Consider the following 17168-nt stretch of genomic DNA (forward strand, 5'->3'; position numbering starts at 1 on the left):
TCCTCGTGTCCGCGGTCCAAGCTATCAACGCACCGCGGGTGCCGCCCGATAGCCTTGGGTCCATGAGCCCGGGACGACGACGCGCCCTCACCGGCGCGTACGCGACGTTCGCGCTGTTCACGGTGCTCGCGGGGCAGTTCTGGCGCAACCTCCTCGGCTGGTGGGGCTTCGGCGCCGTGGTGCTCGTCGTGGTCGGCGGCGCGATCGCCCTCGTCGTCGCCGAGCGTCCGACGTGGATCTGGCGGCGTGTGCCGAAGTCCACGATCGCGTTCCTCCTCATCGCCACGCTCTCGATCGCCTGGTCGTTCTACCCCGGGGCGTCGGCGTTGGGTGTCGCCATCACGCTCATCACCACGTTCGTCGCGGTCGTGCTGGCGCTGTGCCTCAGCTGGAATCGCTTCGTACAGACCCTCGCCGGCGCGCTCAAGTGGGTCCTCGTGCTCTCGATCCTCTTCGAGCTGTGGGTGGCCGTGTTCGTGCGCCAACCCCTGCTGCCGAACTTCCCCGACTTCGAGGTCGACGGCAAGCTGCCGATGGCGTTCTACTGGTCGCGCGCGCTGCTCTTCGAGGGCGGACCCATCGAGGGCATCGTCGCCAGCCGCAACCTCCTCGGCATGGTCGCGCTGCTCGGCCTCATCGTGTTCGGCGCGATGCTGGCGGCGGGCACGATGCGCCGCGCGCAGGGCATCGCGTGGCTCGTCGTCGCCGGCGTCGTGTTCGCCCTCACGCGATCGGCCACCGTCATCCTCGTCGCGGTCATCGTGCTCATCGCCCTCGGGTTCGCGGCGTGGGCCCGGCGCACCGAACCCGGCCGGCGGCGGGGCCTGTACTGGGCCGCAGCCGGCGCGCTCGCGGCATCCGTCACGGCGCTCGTGGTGCTCTGGAACACGCTGCTCGACGTCTTCGGCAAGGGCGAAGACCTCACGGGCCGGCTCGACATCTGGGCGTCGGTGATCGGGCTCGCGACCCAGCGGCCGTGGTTCGGCTGGGGCTGGGTCGGCTACTGGAACCCGCTCGTCGAGCCGTTCGACGATCTCGCCGTCCGCAAGGGAGTCACGTACCTGCAGGCCCACAACGCGTGGCTCGACGTGTGGATGCAGCTGGGGGTCGTCGGGCTCGTCGCGTTCGCCTCGATCGTGATCGGGGCGCTCTGGCGTTCCTGGTTCCTCGCCGTCGACCGGCCGATGGATGCCGCGGGCCGCTCGCTGCCGTACTCGGCCGCGTCGCTCCTGCCACTGCTGCTGCTCGTCGCGCTCATCGGGCAGAGCCTCGCCGAGAGCCGCATCCTCGTCGAGAGCGGCTGGCTGCTGCTCATCGCGATCGCGTGGTCCACCAAGCGGCGGCAGTGGGAGCATGAGCCGCTCCCGGCTGATCCGCCGCCCGTGCCGGCGTTCCGCCGCCCGCCCGAGGGGGACGCGTGAGCGCTGCCGACGACGGTGCGCACGTCGTGCACGCACTGCGCCAGTTCGCCGGTTCCGCCCGGTTCGCCCAGGCCCTCGCCCTCGTGACGGTCGGGTTCGCGTTCTCGACGCACGCACTCCGAGCGCTCATCGGATGGCCCGGGCTGATCGCGGTCCTCGCCGGACTCGTGGCGTTGTGCGGCATCTCGCTCGTCGCCCGATGGCGCGCGGTCGAGTGGTACGGCATCCTCCCGATCTCGATCCTCGTCTTCGTCGGGTGGTGCGTCGCCTCCGTGCTGTGGAGCGGCCCGACCGGCAACGCCCCGGCCGTGACGGCCGTGCGGGTGACGTACCTCGTGGCGTTCGCCTTCCTGGGCGTCTACGTGGCGCTCATGCGCGACACCATCCAGATCGTGCGGGCGTTCGGCGACGTGATGCGCGTGCTGCTCGGCGTGTCGCTGACGCTCGAGGTGCTCTCGGGGATCCTGCTCGACGTGCCGATCGCGTTCCTCGGCATCCAGGGCGACATCGCGCGGCTCGGGCCGATCCAGGGCATCTTCGGCTCGCGGAACATGCTTGGATTCGTCGCGCTCATCGCTCTCCTCACGTTCGTGGTGGAGTGGCGGACCCGGATCGTCTCACGCGCCCGCACCTGGGGGTCCCTGGCGCTCGCGCTCGTCTGCATCGCGCTGGCGGGGTCGCCGGCCACCTGGGTGGCCCTCGGCGTGTCCGTCCTCGCCGTCGCGGCCCTGTACGGCCTGCGTCGGGCCGAACCCGTGACGCGGTGGCGGTGGCAGGTCGCGCTGCTCGTCGCCGTGCTCGTCGTGCTCGTCGCCGGCTGGATCCTGCGTGTCCGCATCATCGAGCTCCTCGATGCGCGAGGCGAGTTCGACGTGCGACTCGACGTGTGGCGCGAGCTCTCGCGCTACCTCAACCTCAATCCGCTGCAGGGATGGGGCTGGGTCGGTGCCTGGCGCGATGCGCCGCCGTACACGTGGATCGAGCTCGCCACAGGGCGCCCGCACGCATCCGCGCTGAGCGCCTGGATCGACGTCTACTTCCAGGTGGGCGTGATCGGCGCCGTCTCGTTCATCGCGCTCGTCGGCGTCGCGCTCGTCCGCGCCTGGTTGCTCGCCTCCACGCGGCGCAGCGTCGTGTACGTGTGGCCGGCGCTGATGCTCGTCGTCATCACGGTGACGAGCTTCGCCGAGAGCTTCGCGCTCATCGAGGGCGGGTGGCTGCTGCTCGTCGTCTGCGCCGTGAAGGCCGCTCGCGACATGAGCTGGCGCGACGCGCTGGCTGCGGGGCGTGCGCCGGCAACCACCACGTTCTGAGCGGAGCACGTGCCTCGGCGACGAGCCGGCGCCGTGATGGGGTCACCGCGACCTCGACGCGGTCACTCCTCCCGGCCGAGTGAACGCGCCCAGACGTCCATCGACGTGATGTGCGGCAGGGCCGTGCGGTACCGCTTGCTCAACGCAGCCCAATCGCGTCGATACCGCAGATTCAGGCGGATGGAGTCGGCGAGCATCCGTCGGAACCGGCGCCGGTCGCGCACGTGCCAGGTCACGCCCGATCCCTCGGCGTTCGTGATGAGCACACTGTCGTGCTCGGGCACCTGGAACCAGCGGGCGTCCTGGTAGGGCAGGTGCGCCTTCGGGGCATCCGTTCCCCGGGGCTTCGTCATGGTGTGCCGCCACACCACGCCCAGCAACCAGCGGACGAAACCCACTCCTCGTGGGCCCGGATCGATCGTTCCGGTCGTCACCGACCGGATCTCGCGTGCCGGGAAGCGCGGCAGCTCTTCGGCCGACCGCAGCACCCGCGCCTCGGTGAAGTGGGCGCCGAGCGATCTGACCCGTGCCAGCCGGTCGACCATGTCGGTGTGGAGCTGCTCGGGTCCGCTGAGCACGTTGCGAATGGCCTCGTGCTTCATCGCGACCGTGTAGTAGTCCATCGTGAGGAGGTTCTTCAGGTCGCTGGCGAGATTCGAACGCCACAGCTTGCCACCTCGCTTCATCGGCGAGTGGAGCAGTGCCACGACGAGGCGGTTGCGCGCGTGGAAGAACGCCTGCCAGTCGTGCGTATCGTCCTTGTCGACCCAGGAGACGTGCCAGACCGCGGCACCCGGCAGGCTGACCGTCGCGTAGCCGTGATCGCGAGCCCGAAGCGAGTACTCCGCGTCATCCCACTTGATGAACACGGGAAGTGACAGGCCGATCTCGCGGATGATCTCGACCGGGATGAGCGACATCCACCAGCCGTTGTAGTCCACGTCGAAGCGTCGGTGGATCCACTGCGTCTGCCGCAGGTTGGAGTCGGTGAAGTCGTGCCGGTCGGGCGTGAACGGACCCCACATGAAGGGACCCCAGTGGATGCCCTCGGCGTAGGCGTGGAGCTTCGACTTGTCGTACATGTCGAGCATGTGGCCGCCGACGATCGTCGGGCGATTGCAGAAGTTGCCGAACGTGATCGCGCGCCGGATGCTCTCGGGCTCGACCTCGACGTCGTCATCGAGGAGCAGGACGTACTCCGAGCGACCGTCGCGCACCGTCTCGAGCATGCCGCGCGAGAACCCCCCCGAGCCGCCGAGGTTCGGCTGCTCGATGACCTCGAGGCGGCCGCCGAGGCTCTGCTCCGCGGCCGGGAATCCGCCGTCGTCCCTGATGCGCTGGGTTCCCTGGTCGACCACCAGCACCCGGTCGATCAGGGCGAGCGCGTGCGGGTCGTTCCCGATCTCGCGGAGCAGCCGCGTGCAGTAGTCGCCCCGGTTGAGGGTCGTGATCGAGACGGTCGCGGTTCCGGTGGTGCGTGGCGTCGCGCCGGGTCGTGCCAGCCAATCGGCCTCGACCAACGAGAGCGGCTCGTCGCCCGCCACGAGATCGAACCAGAGCCAGCCGCCGTCGATGAACGATGAGAACGGCAGGTCGAACTCGCTGACCGCCTCCCCCGAGACCTCGATTCCGTCGACGCGCTGCACGACGCCGCGGGCGTTGGAACGGAAGACGACGACGCGGCCCGAACCGCGGGTGCCGACCCGAAGCACCACGCCGTCGAGCGTGGTCCACGTGTTCCAGTAGCTCGCCGGGAACGCGTTGAAGTACGTCGCCAGCGAGATCGACCGGCCGGCGGGCACCGTGAGGCCCCGGCGTCCGTCGAGCAGGGCCACGCTGGTGCGGGAGGTGAGCCGAAGCGGACGACGCGCGAGATTGCCCATCTCGAAGCCGCGAGCACGCGCGAGCTGCGACGAGCCGTCGACGCTGTCGGTTCCACTCCAGGTCTCGGCGTCGAGATAGAGCGGCAGCGCCTGGGGATCGCCGTGCACGGGGAACACGACACGCTGCAGCACGGTCAGCGGCTCGGCCTCGATCGGATCCGTCATCTCGCAGTCCTCGGTGTTCGATCGGCGCTCAGGCGAACGCGGGCTTCAACTTGTTCTCGTACATCGACAGTGCCGAGCCGATCGCCATGTGCATGTCGAGGTACTGGTAGGTGCCGAGGCGACCGCCGAAGTACACGTCGGGCTCGGACTTCCCGAGTTCGCGATACGCGAGGAGCCGGGCGCGGTCATCGGGAGTGTTCACCGGGTAGTACGGCTCGTCCTGCCGAGCGGCGAAGCGCGAGAACTCGCGCATGACCACGGTGCGATCGGAGGGGTACTCCCGCTCGGGGTGGAAGTGCCGGAACTCGTGGATCCGCGTGTACGGCACGTCGAGGTCCGCGTAGTTCATGACCGACGTTCCCTGGAAGTCCCCCACGTCGAGCACCTCGACCTCGAAGTCGAGGGTTCGCCACGACAGCGCGCCCTCGGCGTAGTCGAAGTACCGGTCGACCGGGCCCGTGTAGACCACCGGGACGCTGCCGACCACCGTGCGCCGGTTGATCGGCTGCGACTCGTCGAAGAAGTCGGTCGACAGCCTCACCTCGATGCGGGGGTGATCGGCCATGCGCTCGATCCATGCGGTGTAGCCGTCGGTCGGCAGGCCCTCCCAGGTGTCATTGAAGTACCGGTTGTCGTAGGTGTACCTGACCGGGAGTCGGCTGATCACCTCGGCCGGGAGGTCCTTCGGGTCGGTCTGCCACTGCTTGGCGGTGTAGTCGCGGATGAACGCCTCGTAGAGCGGGCGCCCGATGAGCGAGATCGCCTTCTGCTCGAGGTTCTCGACCGACGCCGCGTCGACCTCGGCCGCCTGCTCGGCGACGAGGGCGCGTGCCGCCGATGGGCCGTGGGCTGCCCGGAAGAACTGGTTCAGCGTGCCCAGGTTGATGGGCAGCGGATACACCTCGCCGCGGTGCGTGGTGTACACCCGGTGCACGTAGTCGGTGAACGTCGTGAAGCGGTTGACGTACTCCCAGACCGCCGGGTTGGAGGTGTGGAACAGGTGCGCGCCGTACCGGTGGACCTCGATTCCGGTCTGGGGCTCGGGCGAGCTGTAGGCGTTGCCGCCGATGTGGTCACGACGATCGATCACCAGCACACGACGGCCGAGCTCCTCCGCGACGCGTTCCGCCACCGTCAACCCGAAGAATCCAGATCCGACGACTACGAGATCGACGTCCGCCATGTATTCAGTCCCATTCCTGTCGTGGATCCCGCCCGGAGCTGCAGCCGAGCGTGCGGCCGCTGGCGAGCCAACGGTCGATTCTAGCCGCCGACGGCTGAGCGCATGCGTCGGGCGCGCTCACCGGTCGCGGAGCAGGCCGGTGAGGTAGTCACCGTAGCCGCTCTTCGCGAGCGGTGCGGCGAGCGCCGCGAGGCGCTCGTCGTCGATCCATCCCGCACGCCAGGCGATCTCCTCGATGCATCCGATCTTGAATCCCTGTCGCTCCTCGATCACGCGCACGTAATCACCCGCCTGCATCATCGATTCCACCGTGCCGGTGTCGAGCCACGCGGTGCCGCGGTCGAGCACCTGCACGTGCAGGCGCCCCTCGCCGAGGTAGTGCTGGTTGACGGCGGTGATCTCGAGCTCTCCGCGGGCGCTCGGCCGGATGCCCTTCGCGACGTCGACGACCGAGTTCTCGTAGAAGTAGAGGCCGGGCACCGCGAAGTTGCTCTTCGGTCGCGCGGGCTTCTCTTCGATGGAGATCGCGCGGAAGTCGCCGTCGAACTCGACCACGCCGTAGTCGCCCGGGTTGCTCACGTGATAGGCGAAGATCCGGGCGCCGTCGATGCTCGTGTTCCGCTGCAGGGCCGTGCCGAGCCCCGCACCGTGGAAGATGTTGTCGCCGAGCACCAGGGCGACGGCCTCGTCGCCGATGAACTCCTCACCGATGATGAAGGCCTGGGCGAGCCCGTCGGGCGAGGGTTGCACGGCATAGTCGAGGCGCAGGCCGAGCTCGGAACCATCGCCGAGGAGCGCTCGGAACTGCGAGTCGTACTCGGGCGTCGTGATGATGAGGATCTCGCGGATGCCGGCCATCATGAGCGTCGACAGCGGGTAGTAGACCATCGGCTTGTCGTAGATGGGCATGAGCTGCTTGGAGATGCCCCTGGTGATCGGCCAGAGACGGGTGCCCGATCCGCCCGCGAGGATGATGCCGCGCATCAGCCGACGCTCGCGAGCGACTCGTAGTGCCGTCGGGCCTCGTCCCAGGTGGGGAGGATGCCGAGTCGCTCCGCCTCGGCGAGGGAGGGCGCCGCGGCATCCTTCTCGGACAGGATCGGAGCACCGGCGGCCGGCGGCAGTTCGAGCCCGATCGCCGGGTCGAGCGGGTTCACGCCGAACTCACGCTCGGGACGGAAGACGTCGTTGACGAGGTAGCTGACCGTGGCATCGTCGGTGAGCGCGACGAATGCGTGACCGAGCCCCTCGGACAGGTATACGACGCGTCGGTCGACCGCGTCGAGGAGCACCGAGTCCCAGCGGCCGAACGTCGGCGACCCCACCCTGATGTCGACGACGTAGTCGAGCACCGATCCGGACATCGCGGTCACGAGCTTGGCCTGGCCGGGAATGGCGGCGAAGTGGATGCCGCGGAGCACGCCCCGGCGGGACACCGAGAGGTTCGCCTGGCGCAGGTCGAGCGCGTGGCCGACCGCCTGCTCGAGGATCTCGAACCGGTACCACTCGAGGAAGAGGCCGCGGTCGTCTCGGAACTGCGTCGGCGTCAGCTCGTAGCCGTCGGGTATCGCCAGTTCGCGGATCTGCACCCGAGCAGCCTACCAACGGGGCTCCCGGTAGACTCGCGACCGCATCCCCCACCCAGAACGGACCCGCGCATCCATGAAGATCCTCGTGACCGGCGGCGCCGGCTTCATCGGCTCGAACTTCGTCCGCCGCACGCTCGAGGACGCTTACGACGGTCTCGAGGGCGCCGAGGTGGTGGTGCTCGACGCCCTCACCTACTCGGGCAACCTGGAGAACCTCGCCCCGATCGCGCACTCCCCCAGGTACTCGTTCGTGCACGGCGACATCCGCGACGCCGCCCTGCTCGACCGGCTCCTCCCGGGCCTCGACGCGGTCGTGCACTTCGCCGCCGAGAGTCACGTCGATCGGTCGGTCCGCGACGCGTCGGCCTTCGTCGACACCAACGTCGTGGGCACGCAGCGCCTGCTCGATGCCGCGCTGCGCGCCGGCGTCGCGCGCTTCGTGCACGTCTCGACCGATGAGGTGTACGGGTCGATCGAAGCGGGATCCTGGCGCGAGGATCACGTGCTCGAACCGAACTCGCCCTATTCGGCGTCGAAGGCGGCCAGCGATCTCCTGGCCCGCTCGTACCACCGCACCCACGGGCTGGACATCTCGATCACGCGGTGCTCGAACAACTACGGCCCGTACCACTTCCCCGAGAAGGTCATCCCGCTGTTCGTGACGAATCTCATCGAGGGCCGGCGAGTCCCGCTCTACGGCACGGGTGCCAATGTGCGCGATTGGCTGCACGTCGACGACCACACGCGCGCGATCGCCGCCGTGCTCACACGCGGCCGTTCCGGCGAGATCTACAACATCGGCGGCGGCACCGAGCTCTCGAACCGGGAGCTCACCGAGCTGCTGCTCGCGGCCACCGGACGCGACTGGAGCTACGTCGAGCTCGTCGAGGACCGCAAGGGACACGATCTGCGGTACTCGGTCGACAGCTCGAAGATCCACCGTGAGCTCGGCTACGAACCGCTCGTGCCCTTCGAGCAGGGCCTGGCCGACGTGGTGCAGTGGTATCGCGACCACCGTTCCTGGTGGGAGCCGCTCACCGCGAAGGCGGCACTCGGGTGAGCACGAGGGGGCGCACGCTCCTGGTGGGTGCGAACGGCCTGCTCGGCAGGGATCTGCGAGCCGCGCTCCGCGACCGGGATACGACGGCGGTCGCGCGATCCGATCTGGATGTCACGGATGAGGCGGCGGTCGTCGCCGCAGCCGCCGGCCACGACACCATCGTCAACGCGGCGGCATACACCAGGGTCGACGAGGCGGAGTCGGATGAGCCGGCCGCGTACGCGGTGAACGCCCTCGGGGCCCGCAACCTCGCGGTCGCGGCTGCACGACACGGCGCACGACTCGTGCAGGTCTCGACCGACTACGTCTTCGACGGGCGGTCGACCGCTCCGTACCCCGAGGACGCGCCGCGCCACCCGATCTCGGCGTACGGACGCACGAAGGCGGCGGGCGAGGAATTCGTGGAGCAGATCGCTCCCGACCGTTCGTACATCGTCCGCACGGCGTGGCTGTACGGGGCTCACGGACCGAACTTCGCCCGCACCATGCTCGCGCTCGCTGCTTCGAAGGACACGTGGGCGGTCGTCGACGACCAGCACGGCCAGCCGACGTGGGCCCGCGACCTGGCCGACGCGATCGTGGCGTTGCTCGACGCCGATGCACCGGCGGGCATCTACCACGGCACGAGCTCGGGCGAGACGACCTGGTTCGGATTCGCACGGGCGGTGCTCGCGGCATCCGGACTCGATCCCGATCGGATCACGCCGACCGGCAGTGCCGACTTCCCGCGGCCTGCACCCCGGCCCGCATACTCCGTGCTGGGCCACGCCGCGTGGACGTCTGCCGGGCTCGCGCCCATCCGCGATTGGGAGGAGGCGCTGTCGGCCGCCGTCGTCGCCGGCGCCCTCGCCGCGGCCGGGGCACAGGCGACATGATCCGTACCAGACGGCTGTTCCGCGCCGCGGGCGGGTACGGCATCTCCGTGGTCATCAGCGGAATCGTCAGTATCGCGGTGATCCCGACCGTCATCATCGTCGCCGGTGAGACGGCGTGGACCACGATCGCCGTCGCGCAGGCGGTCGCCGGGTTCGCATTCGTGATCGCCACCTACGGATGGGGCGTGACGGGACCCACCGATGTGGCGGGGCTCCGGGTCGAGGAGCGCGGACGGTACTTCTTCGACTCGCTGCTCAGCCGAGCGTGGCTCAACCTCGTCGTGCTCGCCGTCTCGATTCCACTGGCGATCGTGATCGCCGACGGGGATCCGTGGCTCGCAACGCTCACGGTGAGCAGCGGCATCCTGGTGGCGCTCTCGTCGGGGTGGTTCTACGTCGGCGAGAAGAGCCCGATCCGGTTCCTGTTGTACGACACCGTGCCGCGCCTGATGGGAACCGCGGCGGGTGCCGGAGTGCTCATCGTCACCGGCGAGGTGCGCTGGTTCGCCGGACTGCAGCTCCTCGGGGTGATCGCGGCAGCCGTCATCTGCACGATCGACATCCTCAGGCGTCACAGCGGATGGACCTTCACGGCATCGCCGGTGCGCGCCGTGCGGAACCTGCACGGCCAGGCGGCCCCCGTGACGATGGCGGCGACCACCTCGCTCTACGTGAACGTGCCGGTCGTCATCGTGCAGATCTTCCTGCCGAGCGCGACGGCGGTGTATGCGCTCGCCGAGCGCATGGTCCGGCTCTCGCTGTACGCGACGAGGCCCTTCGTGCAGGTCGCTCAGGGCTACGTTCCCGCCGATGATCGCAACGTGCTCGTCGAACGCGCTCGGCGGGTGACCGGTCTCGCGCTCGGAATGGCCCTCGTCGGCGGCATCGCCTTCGCGGCATTCGCGCCGTGGGTGAGCGGACTGCTGTCGGGCGGCTCGCTCGAGCTGTCCTGGGCCCTGGCCGCCGCGATGGGGGCGAACATCGCCGCGCTGCTCGCCTCGCAGCTCACCGGCTTCGCATGCCTGACCGCCCTCGGTCTCGCGCGCGTGCTCGCACGGAGCACGATCGTCGGCGCGATCGTCGGTACCGCGCTGATGATTCCGTTCACCATCTGGTTCGGCGTCGTCGGACTCGCGTGGGGTCTGGCGCTGTCGGAGTTCGCCGTGCTCGCCGTGCAGCTGGCGGCGCTGCGCACGGCGTTCGCCCACCCCGAGCGCGTCCGGAAGCGCCGCGAGCCGGCACCGATCGAGGGCCTCGACACCCCGTTCGAGCCCTGACCGCGGCGAACGGTGGCGTGCTCGAGGTCACCGGTTCACGAGCCAAGGAACTCGCGCTCCAGCACCTCGCTCGTCATCCGTCCGTCGTGCACCTCACGGACGAACGCCGGCCCCTCGGCCGCCACGTCGCGATACCGGGCTCGATCCGCGAGGATCCGACGCAGGGTCGCCTCGAGGTCGGCTGCCCGCGTCTCCACGACCGGCAGGTCGCGGCCCGTGGCGGACCGGACGTGCGTGCGCACCTGATCGCTCACGTGCGAGACGACGATCCTTCCGGCGGCGAGCGCCTCGCAGGCCGCGACGCCGTAGATCCCCAGCGAGAACTGGTCGAGCACGATGTCGGCGGCACCGTAGATCGCCGGCATGTCGGCTGCGGCCACCCCCTCGCGGCGCTCGTACCTCACGACACCCTCGTCGTGCAGGCGCCGCATCGTCTCCTCGATGAGCTCCGATCCCTTCAGGCCGGAGCGGCTCGGCACGTGCACGACCACGGGGACGTCGCGCTCGAGGGGCGCTTCCCGGCCGGAATCGAACCACGGTGCTCCGATGACCGCGGGCAACCAGATGCCCTCGGGCACGTCGATGAGGAGATCGGGAGTCGACACGAAGACCTTTCCGCCGACCTCGGTGAGCAGTGCGCGGTTCGCTCTCGCGTGCTCGTCGAGCAGGGCGGTGTCGCGGTACGCCGGAGACCCGCCGACGCCCGCGGCGAACGGGGAGTCCGCCTCGCGCGCCGCGTGCCGACTCGGCAGTCGGATGTCGGAGCCGTGACACGCCATCGCCGTCTGCACGCCGGACGCGCGAAGCGCCTGAACCTCGGCGCGAACCGTCGCCCAGACATCGGTGGCATCCCGGGCGAACCGCGTTCCGAACAGGGGACGCTCGGCCTCGATCATGACGTGCGTGAACCCGGAGGACACCGCGCGGAACTGCGCCCGCTGCCAGGTCGGTGACGCGTCGTAGACCGCGACGGGCACCTCGTAGTCGGCGGGGAAGGCGAAGCCGCCGGCCTCGCGGTAGACCATGTTGCGTGCGGCGACGCCCGGGATCCGCTCGGCGGCCCTGGCCCAGCCGGTCGCCGCCCCCGCGAAGTTCACGGGTGCGATGTAGAGCCGCCGGGAACCGGTCGGCGCAGCGATCGGCGGGGGCACGTCGCGACGTTCGAACCCGAAGGCGCGAGGCAGCAGCCGAGCCTGCACCGAGCGAGGGAGGCGGTCGAACATCCGCCCGCCGATCCGTCGGAGCGCCGCGAACATCAGGCGCTCGAGGGCGCCGCGCCGATGACGAGCCGGGGCGTGCCAGACCAGCGAGCGGGATCCGTCGCCGCTCGTCCATCGACCAGGAGCTTCACGCCCGGCAGGTCGTCGGGAGCGAGTTCGCGGTATTCGCGGTGGTCGGTGTGCAGGATCGCCACGTCGATCGCGTCGCCGAGCGAGTAGGGCTCGAAGCCCAGGCCGCGCAGCTCGTCGTCGGTGTACATGGGGTCGTGCACGCTCACCTCCGCGCCGCGGTCGCGCAGGGCGTCGACCGTCGAGAACACCCCCGAGAAGGCCGCCTCCTTCACTCCCCCGCGGTAGGCCGCCCCGAGGACCACGGCGCGCAGCCCCCGAAGGGAGCCGAGCGTGTCCTGTGCCTTGGCGACGAGCCGATCGGGCATGGATGCGTTGAGCAGTCGCGCCGTGCGCACGATGTCCGCCTCGGCGTCGGTCGAGAGGTAGAGCCGCGGGTACACCGGGATGCAGTGACCGCCGACCGAGATGCCGGGCCGATGGATGTGGCTGAAGGGCTGCGAGTTGCAGGCCTCGATGACCTGATGGATGTCGACGCCGTTGTCGGCGGCGAACAGCGCGAACTGATTCGCCAGCCCGATGTTCACGTCGCGATACGTCGTCTCCGCGAGCTTGGCCATCTCGGCGGCTTCGGCGGAGCCCAGGTCCCAGACACCGTTGGGACGCGCGAGATCGTCACGTTCGTCGAAGGACAGCACCGCCTCGTAGAAGGCCGTCGCCCGGCGGGCGCCCTCGTCGGACAGCGCGCCGATGAGCTTGGGATACCTTCGCAGGTCGGCGAAGACGCGACCCGAGAACACCCGCTCGGGCGAGAAGACCAGATGGAAGTCGCGGCCTTCCTTCAGGCCGGACTGCTCCTCGAGCATCGGCTTCCAGCGTCCGCGGGTCGCCCCGACCGGCAGGGTGGTCTCGTACGAGACCAGCATGCCAGGCTCGAGATGCTTCGCGAGCGCCGCCGTCGCGGCATCCATCCGGCCGAAGTCAGGATTCCAGGTCTCCTCATCCACCACCAGCGGGACGACGACGACGACCGCATCGGCGCCGGGGACGGCCTCTGCGTAGTGGGTCGTCGCGCGGAGCCTGCCCGACGCGACGACCGCTTCGAGCTTCTCCTGCAGTCCCGCTTCACCGGGGAAGGGCTCGGCACCACGGTTGATCGTGTCGACGAGGGCCTGGTCGATGTCGACGCCGACGACGTCGTGACCGGAGTCTGCGAACTGCACCGCGAGCGGGAGCCCGATCTTTCCGAGGGCGATCACGGCGATTTGCATGGGCTCCAGTGTATGGCCGCCGTCGGCCCGCCCATTCGCGGCTGCCGTGCCGCTCACGCGAGGGCGTCCGCCAACGAGCGCCGGTTCGCGACGATCGCATCGACTGCCGCGGCCCAGACCTCGACCTGGTTCTCGGATGACAGCGCCTCAGCCGCGGCATCCGATGCCCGCTTGAACGCATCGACCTGCTCGACCGTGAGCGAGGAGAGCGCGGCGACGATCGCCGGCTCGTCGAACGTCTCGGTCACGACTCCCAGACCTCGATCACGGGTGAGCCTGGCCATCTCGAGGGTCGGCCCGACGACGACGGCGAGCCGTGCCTGCACGTAGTCGAAGAACTTGTTCGGGAGCGCGAGGACGTGGTTCTCGTTGGTGGGCGGAAGCACGAAGATGCCGACGTCGTACCGGTTGAGCGTCTCGATGAGTTCCGACTGCGGCACCGGCTCGTGCACGGTGATGCGCGGGCCGAGCGAGTCGGCCAGTTCGACCAGGTACTCGCGATCGGACGTGTTGTTGTGCGTGAGGTAGAGGTCGAGCGTCAGGTCGGGCACCGCCGCCACGGCTCGCATGGTCTCCTCGGTACCGCGCTCGCGGAACGGGTTCCCGCTGTGGACGAGGCGAAGCGGTTGCCGCGTCGGCTTCACGTCGAGTCGGCGGTAGTGCGTCGCGTTCGTCACGACCCCGGGATTCAGCCCGTACTCCGTGTAGCGCTTCGCGATCTCGGCGCCCACGGTGGTCGACGACCTGGCCTTGGCCGCGTGTCGGCGTATCAGCCACCTCAAGTACCGGCGTTGCCGGTGGCCGAGCCGGGAATCTTCCACCGGCAGCCCCGGGAAGAACTCGTGCAGGTCGGCGTGCACGCGACGTGCGCCGAACATGCGGTTCGCCACTCCGATCGTCTCGGCGTCGTTGGCGATCACGGCGTCGAAGCGTCGACCACGGAGCAGCCGCCTGACCAGCTGCACGTTCGGGATGCGCCAGTACGACCACGTGAACCACTCGCGTTCGCGCGCGAAGCCGTCGAGGTGGTGCTCGATCAGTCGACGCGGACGCACCGAGGAAGGATCGAGCTCGACGTGCTCGACCTGCGGGTGCGGCTGAGGACCGGGCGAACAGGTGGTGACATCGAAGTCCGAGACCAGCCTGCGGACCTGCCTGATCACCCTGGGGTCGGTGCTGATGTCGTCGAAGCAGAGCACGAGGACGCGCGGGCGCGTGGTCGACGCGGCGGGCCGCCCGCTCATCGGGTGCGCCCCGGGAAGGTGGGCGCGCCGGCATCGGGAGCGTGCATGGAACCGCCGTTCGGGTCGAGGAGGCCGCAACTCCCCCAGTGGCGCGCCGTCGGATCGCCCAATCATACGCCACGGCCGTGCGGCGGCCCTCCGCATGGGCCTCGTTAGACTGGTCACCATGACCGATGCGCGACGGGACGACCGCCAGGGATGGTGAACCGGAACGACCTGCCGCGCTTGGTGAACGTTGCGATCGATGCGATCGCGGATGCGCCGATGAGCCCCCTCGGCCGCCTCGCGGCGAAGCGACTCGGCAGGCCCGCCCCTCGTGGCAGCATCGATGCGACGACCTTCGACGACCGCCCCCGGCGCGTGCTCATCGCCCCGGTGAACTACTCCGGCCAGGGAACCGCGTGGGCACGATCGCTCGAGGCGGCCGACCCGTCGATCTCGGCGCGCAACATGGCCGTCGACGTGCCGGGCGGATTCTCGTTCGATGCCGACCTCGTCGTTCCCGTCGGCACCTACCACAACGATCCCGACTGGCAGCGGCGCCAGTTCGAGGCGGCATCGCGTGCGACCCACGTGCTGATCGAGGCCGAGGAGCCGCCGTTCGGGCGACTGCTCGGGCGATCCGTCGGTGCACAGGCAAGGGCCCTGATCGACCGCGGCGTGAACGTCGCCTTCCTCGGGCACGGAACCGACGTGCGTCTCCCATCGCGTCATATGGCCGGCAACGAGTGGTCGTACTACTCCGACCCGTCGGTGTACGCGCCGCGCGCGGAGACCGTCGCTGCCAGGAACATCGCCCTCGTCGTCGAGAGCGGCAGGCCCGCGTTCGTCTCCACGCCCGATCTGCTCGTCGACCTCCCGCATGCCGTCTGGTGCCCGGTCGCCGTCGACCCTCGTCGATGGGCGGCCGGCCGACGACCGCGCGACCCGGCGACGCCCCTGCGCGTGGCACACGCCCCCTCGGTGGCCGCCGCGAAGGGCACGGCGCTCATCATGCCGGCACTCGAACGCCTCGAGGCCGAGGGCGTCATCGAACTCGCCCTGATCCAGGGCGTTCCATCGCGGCGCATGCCGGCCGCATTCGCCGAAGCCGATGTCGTGCTCGACCAGTTCCGGGCCGGATCGTACGGGGTCGCCGCCTGCGAGGCGATGGCCGCCGGATGCATCGTGGTGGGTCACGTGTCGGAGCAGGTGCGCCAAGCTGTTCGCGCGCGGACCGGGCGCGACCTGCCCATTCTCGATGCCACCCCGACGACGCTCGAGACGGTGCTCCGGCGCCTCGCCGACGACCCCGGCCTCGACGAGCGGCGCGCATCCATGATCGAGTTCGTGCGATCCGTCCACGACGGACGCCTCTCGGCCGAGATCCTCATCGACGGCTGGATCCAACCCGCCGCACCCGACGATCGGAAGGAAGCCTCGCGTGCATCCAGTTGTTGAGCGGGCGTGGAAGCTCGTCCCGAAGCCCATGCAGGACGCGATCGCGTCAGGCGTCGATCGCGCCCGCGGCGTCACTCCCCCGCCCGCGCCCGTGCCCGACACGAGCAAGAGGTACCGGATGCTGGTGGGGCCGGTGAACTACGCCGGCCAGGGATATCGCTGGTCGCGCGCCGTCGAGGAGTCGGGCGAGGTCTCCGCGCGCAACTTCGTGCACGTCGACAACAACCCCCTGCAGTACAAGGCCGACTACCTCGTGACGTGGCGAACCGCAGAGCACTCGCGGGCGTGGCAGAAGGACATGATCGACACCATCGCCCGCGACTACACCCACGTGCTGATCGAGGCCTGCTACCCCGTGCTCGGCGGCATGTTCAAGGGCGACATGCGCAAGCAGGTGGCGTTGATGCGGGATGCCGGCGTCAAGGTCGGCATCGTCGGGCACGGCACCGACGTCCGGCTGCCGTCCACGCACATGAAGAACGACGAGTGGTCGTACTTCCACAACGACGTCTGGGTGCCCGCCGACCTCCTCGAGCCGGTCGTGGCCGCGAACCTGCAGTTGATCGCCGACCTCGACGTGCCGACGTTCGTCTCGACCGCGGGCCTGCTCATCGACGTGCCCGACGCGCACTTCCTCGGCGTCGTCGTCGATCCCGACAAGTGGGCCAACGAGGAACCCCTGCTCGTGCGGGACCGCATCAAGGTCGTGCACGCCCCGACCAACCCGAACCTGAAGGGCACACTGCACATCGAGCCGATCGCCCGCAAGCTGCACGAGGAGGGCCTCATCGAGTACGTCGAGATCAAGGGCGTGCCGAACGACGAGATGCCCCGGGTCTTCGCCGACGCCGACGTCGTGCTCGACCAGTTCCGCACCAACGACTACGGCGTGGGCGCCTGCGAGACCATGGCCTCCGGCCGGGTGGTGCTCGCCCACGTGAGCCCCGAGGTGCGTGCAGAGGTCGAGCGCAACGCGGGGATGCCCCTGCCCATCCCCGAGACGACCCTCGACACCCTGGAGGAGGTCCTGCGCGACATCGCCGGCCGCAGGGATCACTACCGGGCGCTCGCCGCGACGGGGCCCGAATTCGTCCGCCGCCTGCACAGCGGCGACTTCTCACGCGATGTCCTCATGCGCCACTTCCTGGCGGTGTGAGT

General features: G+C 69.6%; 14 protein-coding genes. 7 read left to right on the forward strand and 7 right to left on the reverse strand.

Annotated elements, in window-relative coordinates; translation table 11 throughout:
* Window positions 1-62: 62 nt before the first annotated feature.
* The gene (locus HUS56_RS04495) at window positions 63-1421 is read left to right on the forward strand and encodes an O-antigen ligase (RefSeq protein WP_254431291.1); all 1359 of its coding nucleotides are present in this window, start codon (window positions 63-65) and stop codon (window positions 1419-1421) included.
* Complete coding sequence (locus tag HUS56_RS04500) at window positions 1418-2734, forward strand: O-antigen ligase (RefSeq protein ID WP_254431292.1); 1317 nt, start codon at window positions 1418-1420, stop codon at window positions 2732-2734. The genes HUS56_RS04495 and HUS56_RS04500 overlap by 4 nt, the downstream gene beginning before the upstream one ends.
* A gap of 62 nt (window positions 2735-2796) precedes the next feature.
* On the opposite strand, the gene HUS56_RS04505 is transcribed toward HUS56_RS04500, so the two are convergent.
* The 4 genes from HUS56_RS04505 to HUS56_RS04520 all read right to left on the reverse strand — a co-directional run bounded on the left by HUS56_RS04505 (window position 2797) and on the right by HUS56_RS04520 (window position 7554).
* On the reverse strand, window positions 2797-4782 hold the full coding sequence (locus HUS56_RS04505; protein WP_173922203.1) for a glycosyltransferase: 1986 nt from the start codon (window positions 4780-4782) through the stop codon (window positions 2797-2799).
* A 28-nt stretch (window positions 4783-4810) separates the two neighbouring features.
* On the reverse strand, window positions 4811-5965 hold the full coding sequence (gene glf, locus HUS56_RS04510; protein ID WP_173922204.1) for a UDP-galactopyranose mutase: 1155 nt from the start codon (window positions 5963-5965) through the stop codon (window positions 4811-4813).
* 117 nt (window positions 5966-6082) lie between these two features.
* The gene (rfbA, locus tag HUS56_RS04515) at window positions 6083-6949 is read right to left on the reverse strand and encodes a glucose-1-phosphate thymidylyltransferase RfbA (RefSeq protein ID WP_173922205.1); all 867 of its coding nucleotides are present in this window, start codon (window positions 6947-6949) and stop codon (window positions 6083-6085) included.
* Window positions 6949-7554 carry a dTDP-4-dehydrorhamnose 3,5-epimerase family protein gene (locus tag HUS56_RS04520; RefSeq protein ID WP_173922206.1) on the reverse strand — a complete coding sequence of 202 codons (606 nt, stop codon included), beginning with the start codon at window positions 7552-7554 and terminating at the stop codon, window positions 6949-6951. Before HUS56_RS04520 ends, rfbA begins: the two co-directional genes overlap by 1 nt.
* 73 nt (window positions 7555-7627) lie before the next feature.
* On the opposite strand from HUS56_RS04520, the gene rfbB reads away from it, so the two are divergent.
* From rfbB to HUS56_RS04535, 3 genes are read left to right on the forward strand one after another with little or no spacing between them, the layout of a single operon-like run.
* Entirely contained in the window at window positions 7628-8614 is a 987-nt protein-coding gene (gene rfbB, locus HUS56_RS04525) for a dTDP-glucose 4,6-dehydratase (protein ID WP_173922207.1), read from the forward strand.
* The gene (gene rfbD / locus HUS56_RS04530) at window positions 8611-9489 is read left to right on the forward strand and encodes a dTDP-4-dehydrorhamnose reductase (RefSeq protein ID WP_173922208.1); all 879 of its coding nucleotides are present in this window, start codon (window positions 8611-8613) and stop codon (window positions 9487-9489) included. Before rfbB ends, rfbD begins: the two co-directional genes overlap by 4 nt.
* Entirely contained in the window at window positions 9486-10766 is a 1281-nt protein-coding gene (locus tag HUS56_RS04535) for a lipopolysaccharide biosynthesis protein (protein ID WP_173922209.1), read from the forward strand. The genes rfbD and HUS56_RS04535 overlap by 4 nt, the downstream gene beginning before the upstream one ends.
* 35 nt (window positions 10767-10801) lie before the next feature.
* Here HUS56_RS04535 and HUS56_RS04540 read toward each other — a convergent pair whose 3' ends face one another.
* Genes HUS56_RS04540 through HUS56_RS04550 form a run of 3 tightly spaced genes read right to left on the reverse strand, consistent with a single transcriptional unit; the run spans window position 10802 to window position 14570 of the window.
* A complete protein-coding gene (locus tag HUS56_RS04540; RefSeq protein WP_173922210.1) occupies window positions 10802-11989 on the reverse strand; it encodes a hypothetical protein in 1188 nt (395 codons plus the stop codon).
* Window positions 11990-12021: 32 nt separating this feature from the next.
* Window positions 12022-13326 carry a nucleotide sugar dehydrogenase gene (locus tag HUS56_RS04545; RefSeq protein WP_173922211.1) on the reverse strand — a complete coding sequence of 435 codons (1305 nt, stop codon included), beginning with the start codon at window positions 13324-13326 and terminating at the stop codon, window positions 12022-12024.
* Between the two features lie 53 nt (window positions 13327-13379).
* Complete coding sequence (locus HUS56_RS04550; protein ID WP_173922212.1) at window positions 13380-14570, reverse strand: glycosyltransferase family 1 protein; 1191 nt, start codon at window positions 14568-14570, stop codon at window positions 13380-13382.
* Between the two features lie 264 nt (window positions 14571-14834).
* Here HUS56_RS04550 and HUS56_RS04555 point away from each other — a divergent pair, with 264 nt between their 5' ends.
* Both HUS56_RS04555 and HUS56_RS04560 read left to right on the forward strand, forming a co-directional pair.
* Complete coding sequence (locus HUS56_RS04555; protein WP_173922213.1) at window positions 14835-16010, forward strand: glycosyltransferase; 1176 nt, start codon at window positions 14835-14837, stop codon at window positions 16008-16010.
* A complete protein-coding gene (locus tag HUS56_RS04560; RefSeq protein ID WP_173922214.1) occupies window positions 15994-17166 on the forward strand; it encodes a glycosyltransferase in 1173 nt (390 codons plus the stop codon). The genes HUS56_RS04555 and HUS56_RS04560 overlap by 17 nt, the downstream gene beginning before the upstream one ends.
* Window positions 17167-17168 lie beyond the last annotated feature (2 nt).

It is taken from the genome of Agromyces sp. Marseille-P2726 (genome assembly GCF_902809835.1).
In the GTDB taxonomy this organism is placed as follows: domain Bacteria; phylum Actinomycetota; class Actinomycetes; order Actinomycetales; family Microbacteriaceae; genus Agromyces.

Coding starts and splice junctions, on each gene's coding strand:
- HUS56_RS04495 (WP_254431291.1), top strand. CDS start 63: ATGAGCCCGGGACGACGACGCGCCCTCACCGGCGCGTACGCGACGTTC.
- HUS56_RS04505 (WP_173922203.1), bottom strand. CDS start 4,782: ATGACGGATCCGATCGAGGCCGAGCCGCTGACCGTGCTGCAGCGTGTC.
- glf (WP_173922204.1), bottom strand. CDS start 5,965: ATGGCGGACGTCGATCTCGTAGTCGTCGGATCTGGATTCTTCGGGTTG.
- rfbA (WP_173922205.1), bottom strand. CDS start 6,949: ATGCGCGGCATCATCCTCGCGGGCGGATCGGGCACCCGTCTCTGGCCG.
- rfbB (WP_173922207.1), top strand. CDS start 7,628: ATGAAGATCCTCGTGACCGGCGGCGCCGGCTTCATCGGCTCGAACTTC.
- HUS56_RS04535 (WP_173922209.1), top strand. CDS start 9,486: ATGATCCGTACCAGACGGCTGTTCCGCGCCGCGGGCGGGTACGGCATC.
- HUS56_RS04540 (WP_173922210.1), bottom strand. CDS start 11,989: ATGTTCGACCGCCTCCCTCGCTCGGTGCAGGCTCGGCTGCTGCCTCGC.
- HUS56_RS04545 (WP_173922211.1), bottom strand. CDS start 13,326: ATGCAAATCGCCGTGATCGCCCTCGGAAAGATCGGGCTCCCGCTCGCG.
- HUS56_RS04550 (WP_173922212.1), bottom strand. CDS start 14,570: ATGAGCGGGCGGCCCGCCGCGTCGACCACGCGCCCGCGCGTCCTCGTG.
- HUS56_RS04555 (WP_173922213.1), top strand. CDS start 14,835: ATGAGCCCCCTCGGCCGCCTCGCGGCGAAGCGACTCGGCAGGCCCGCC.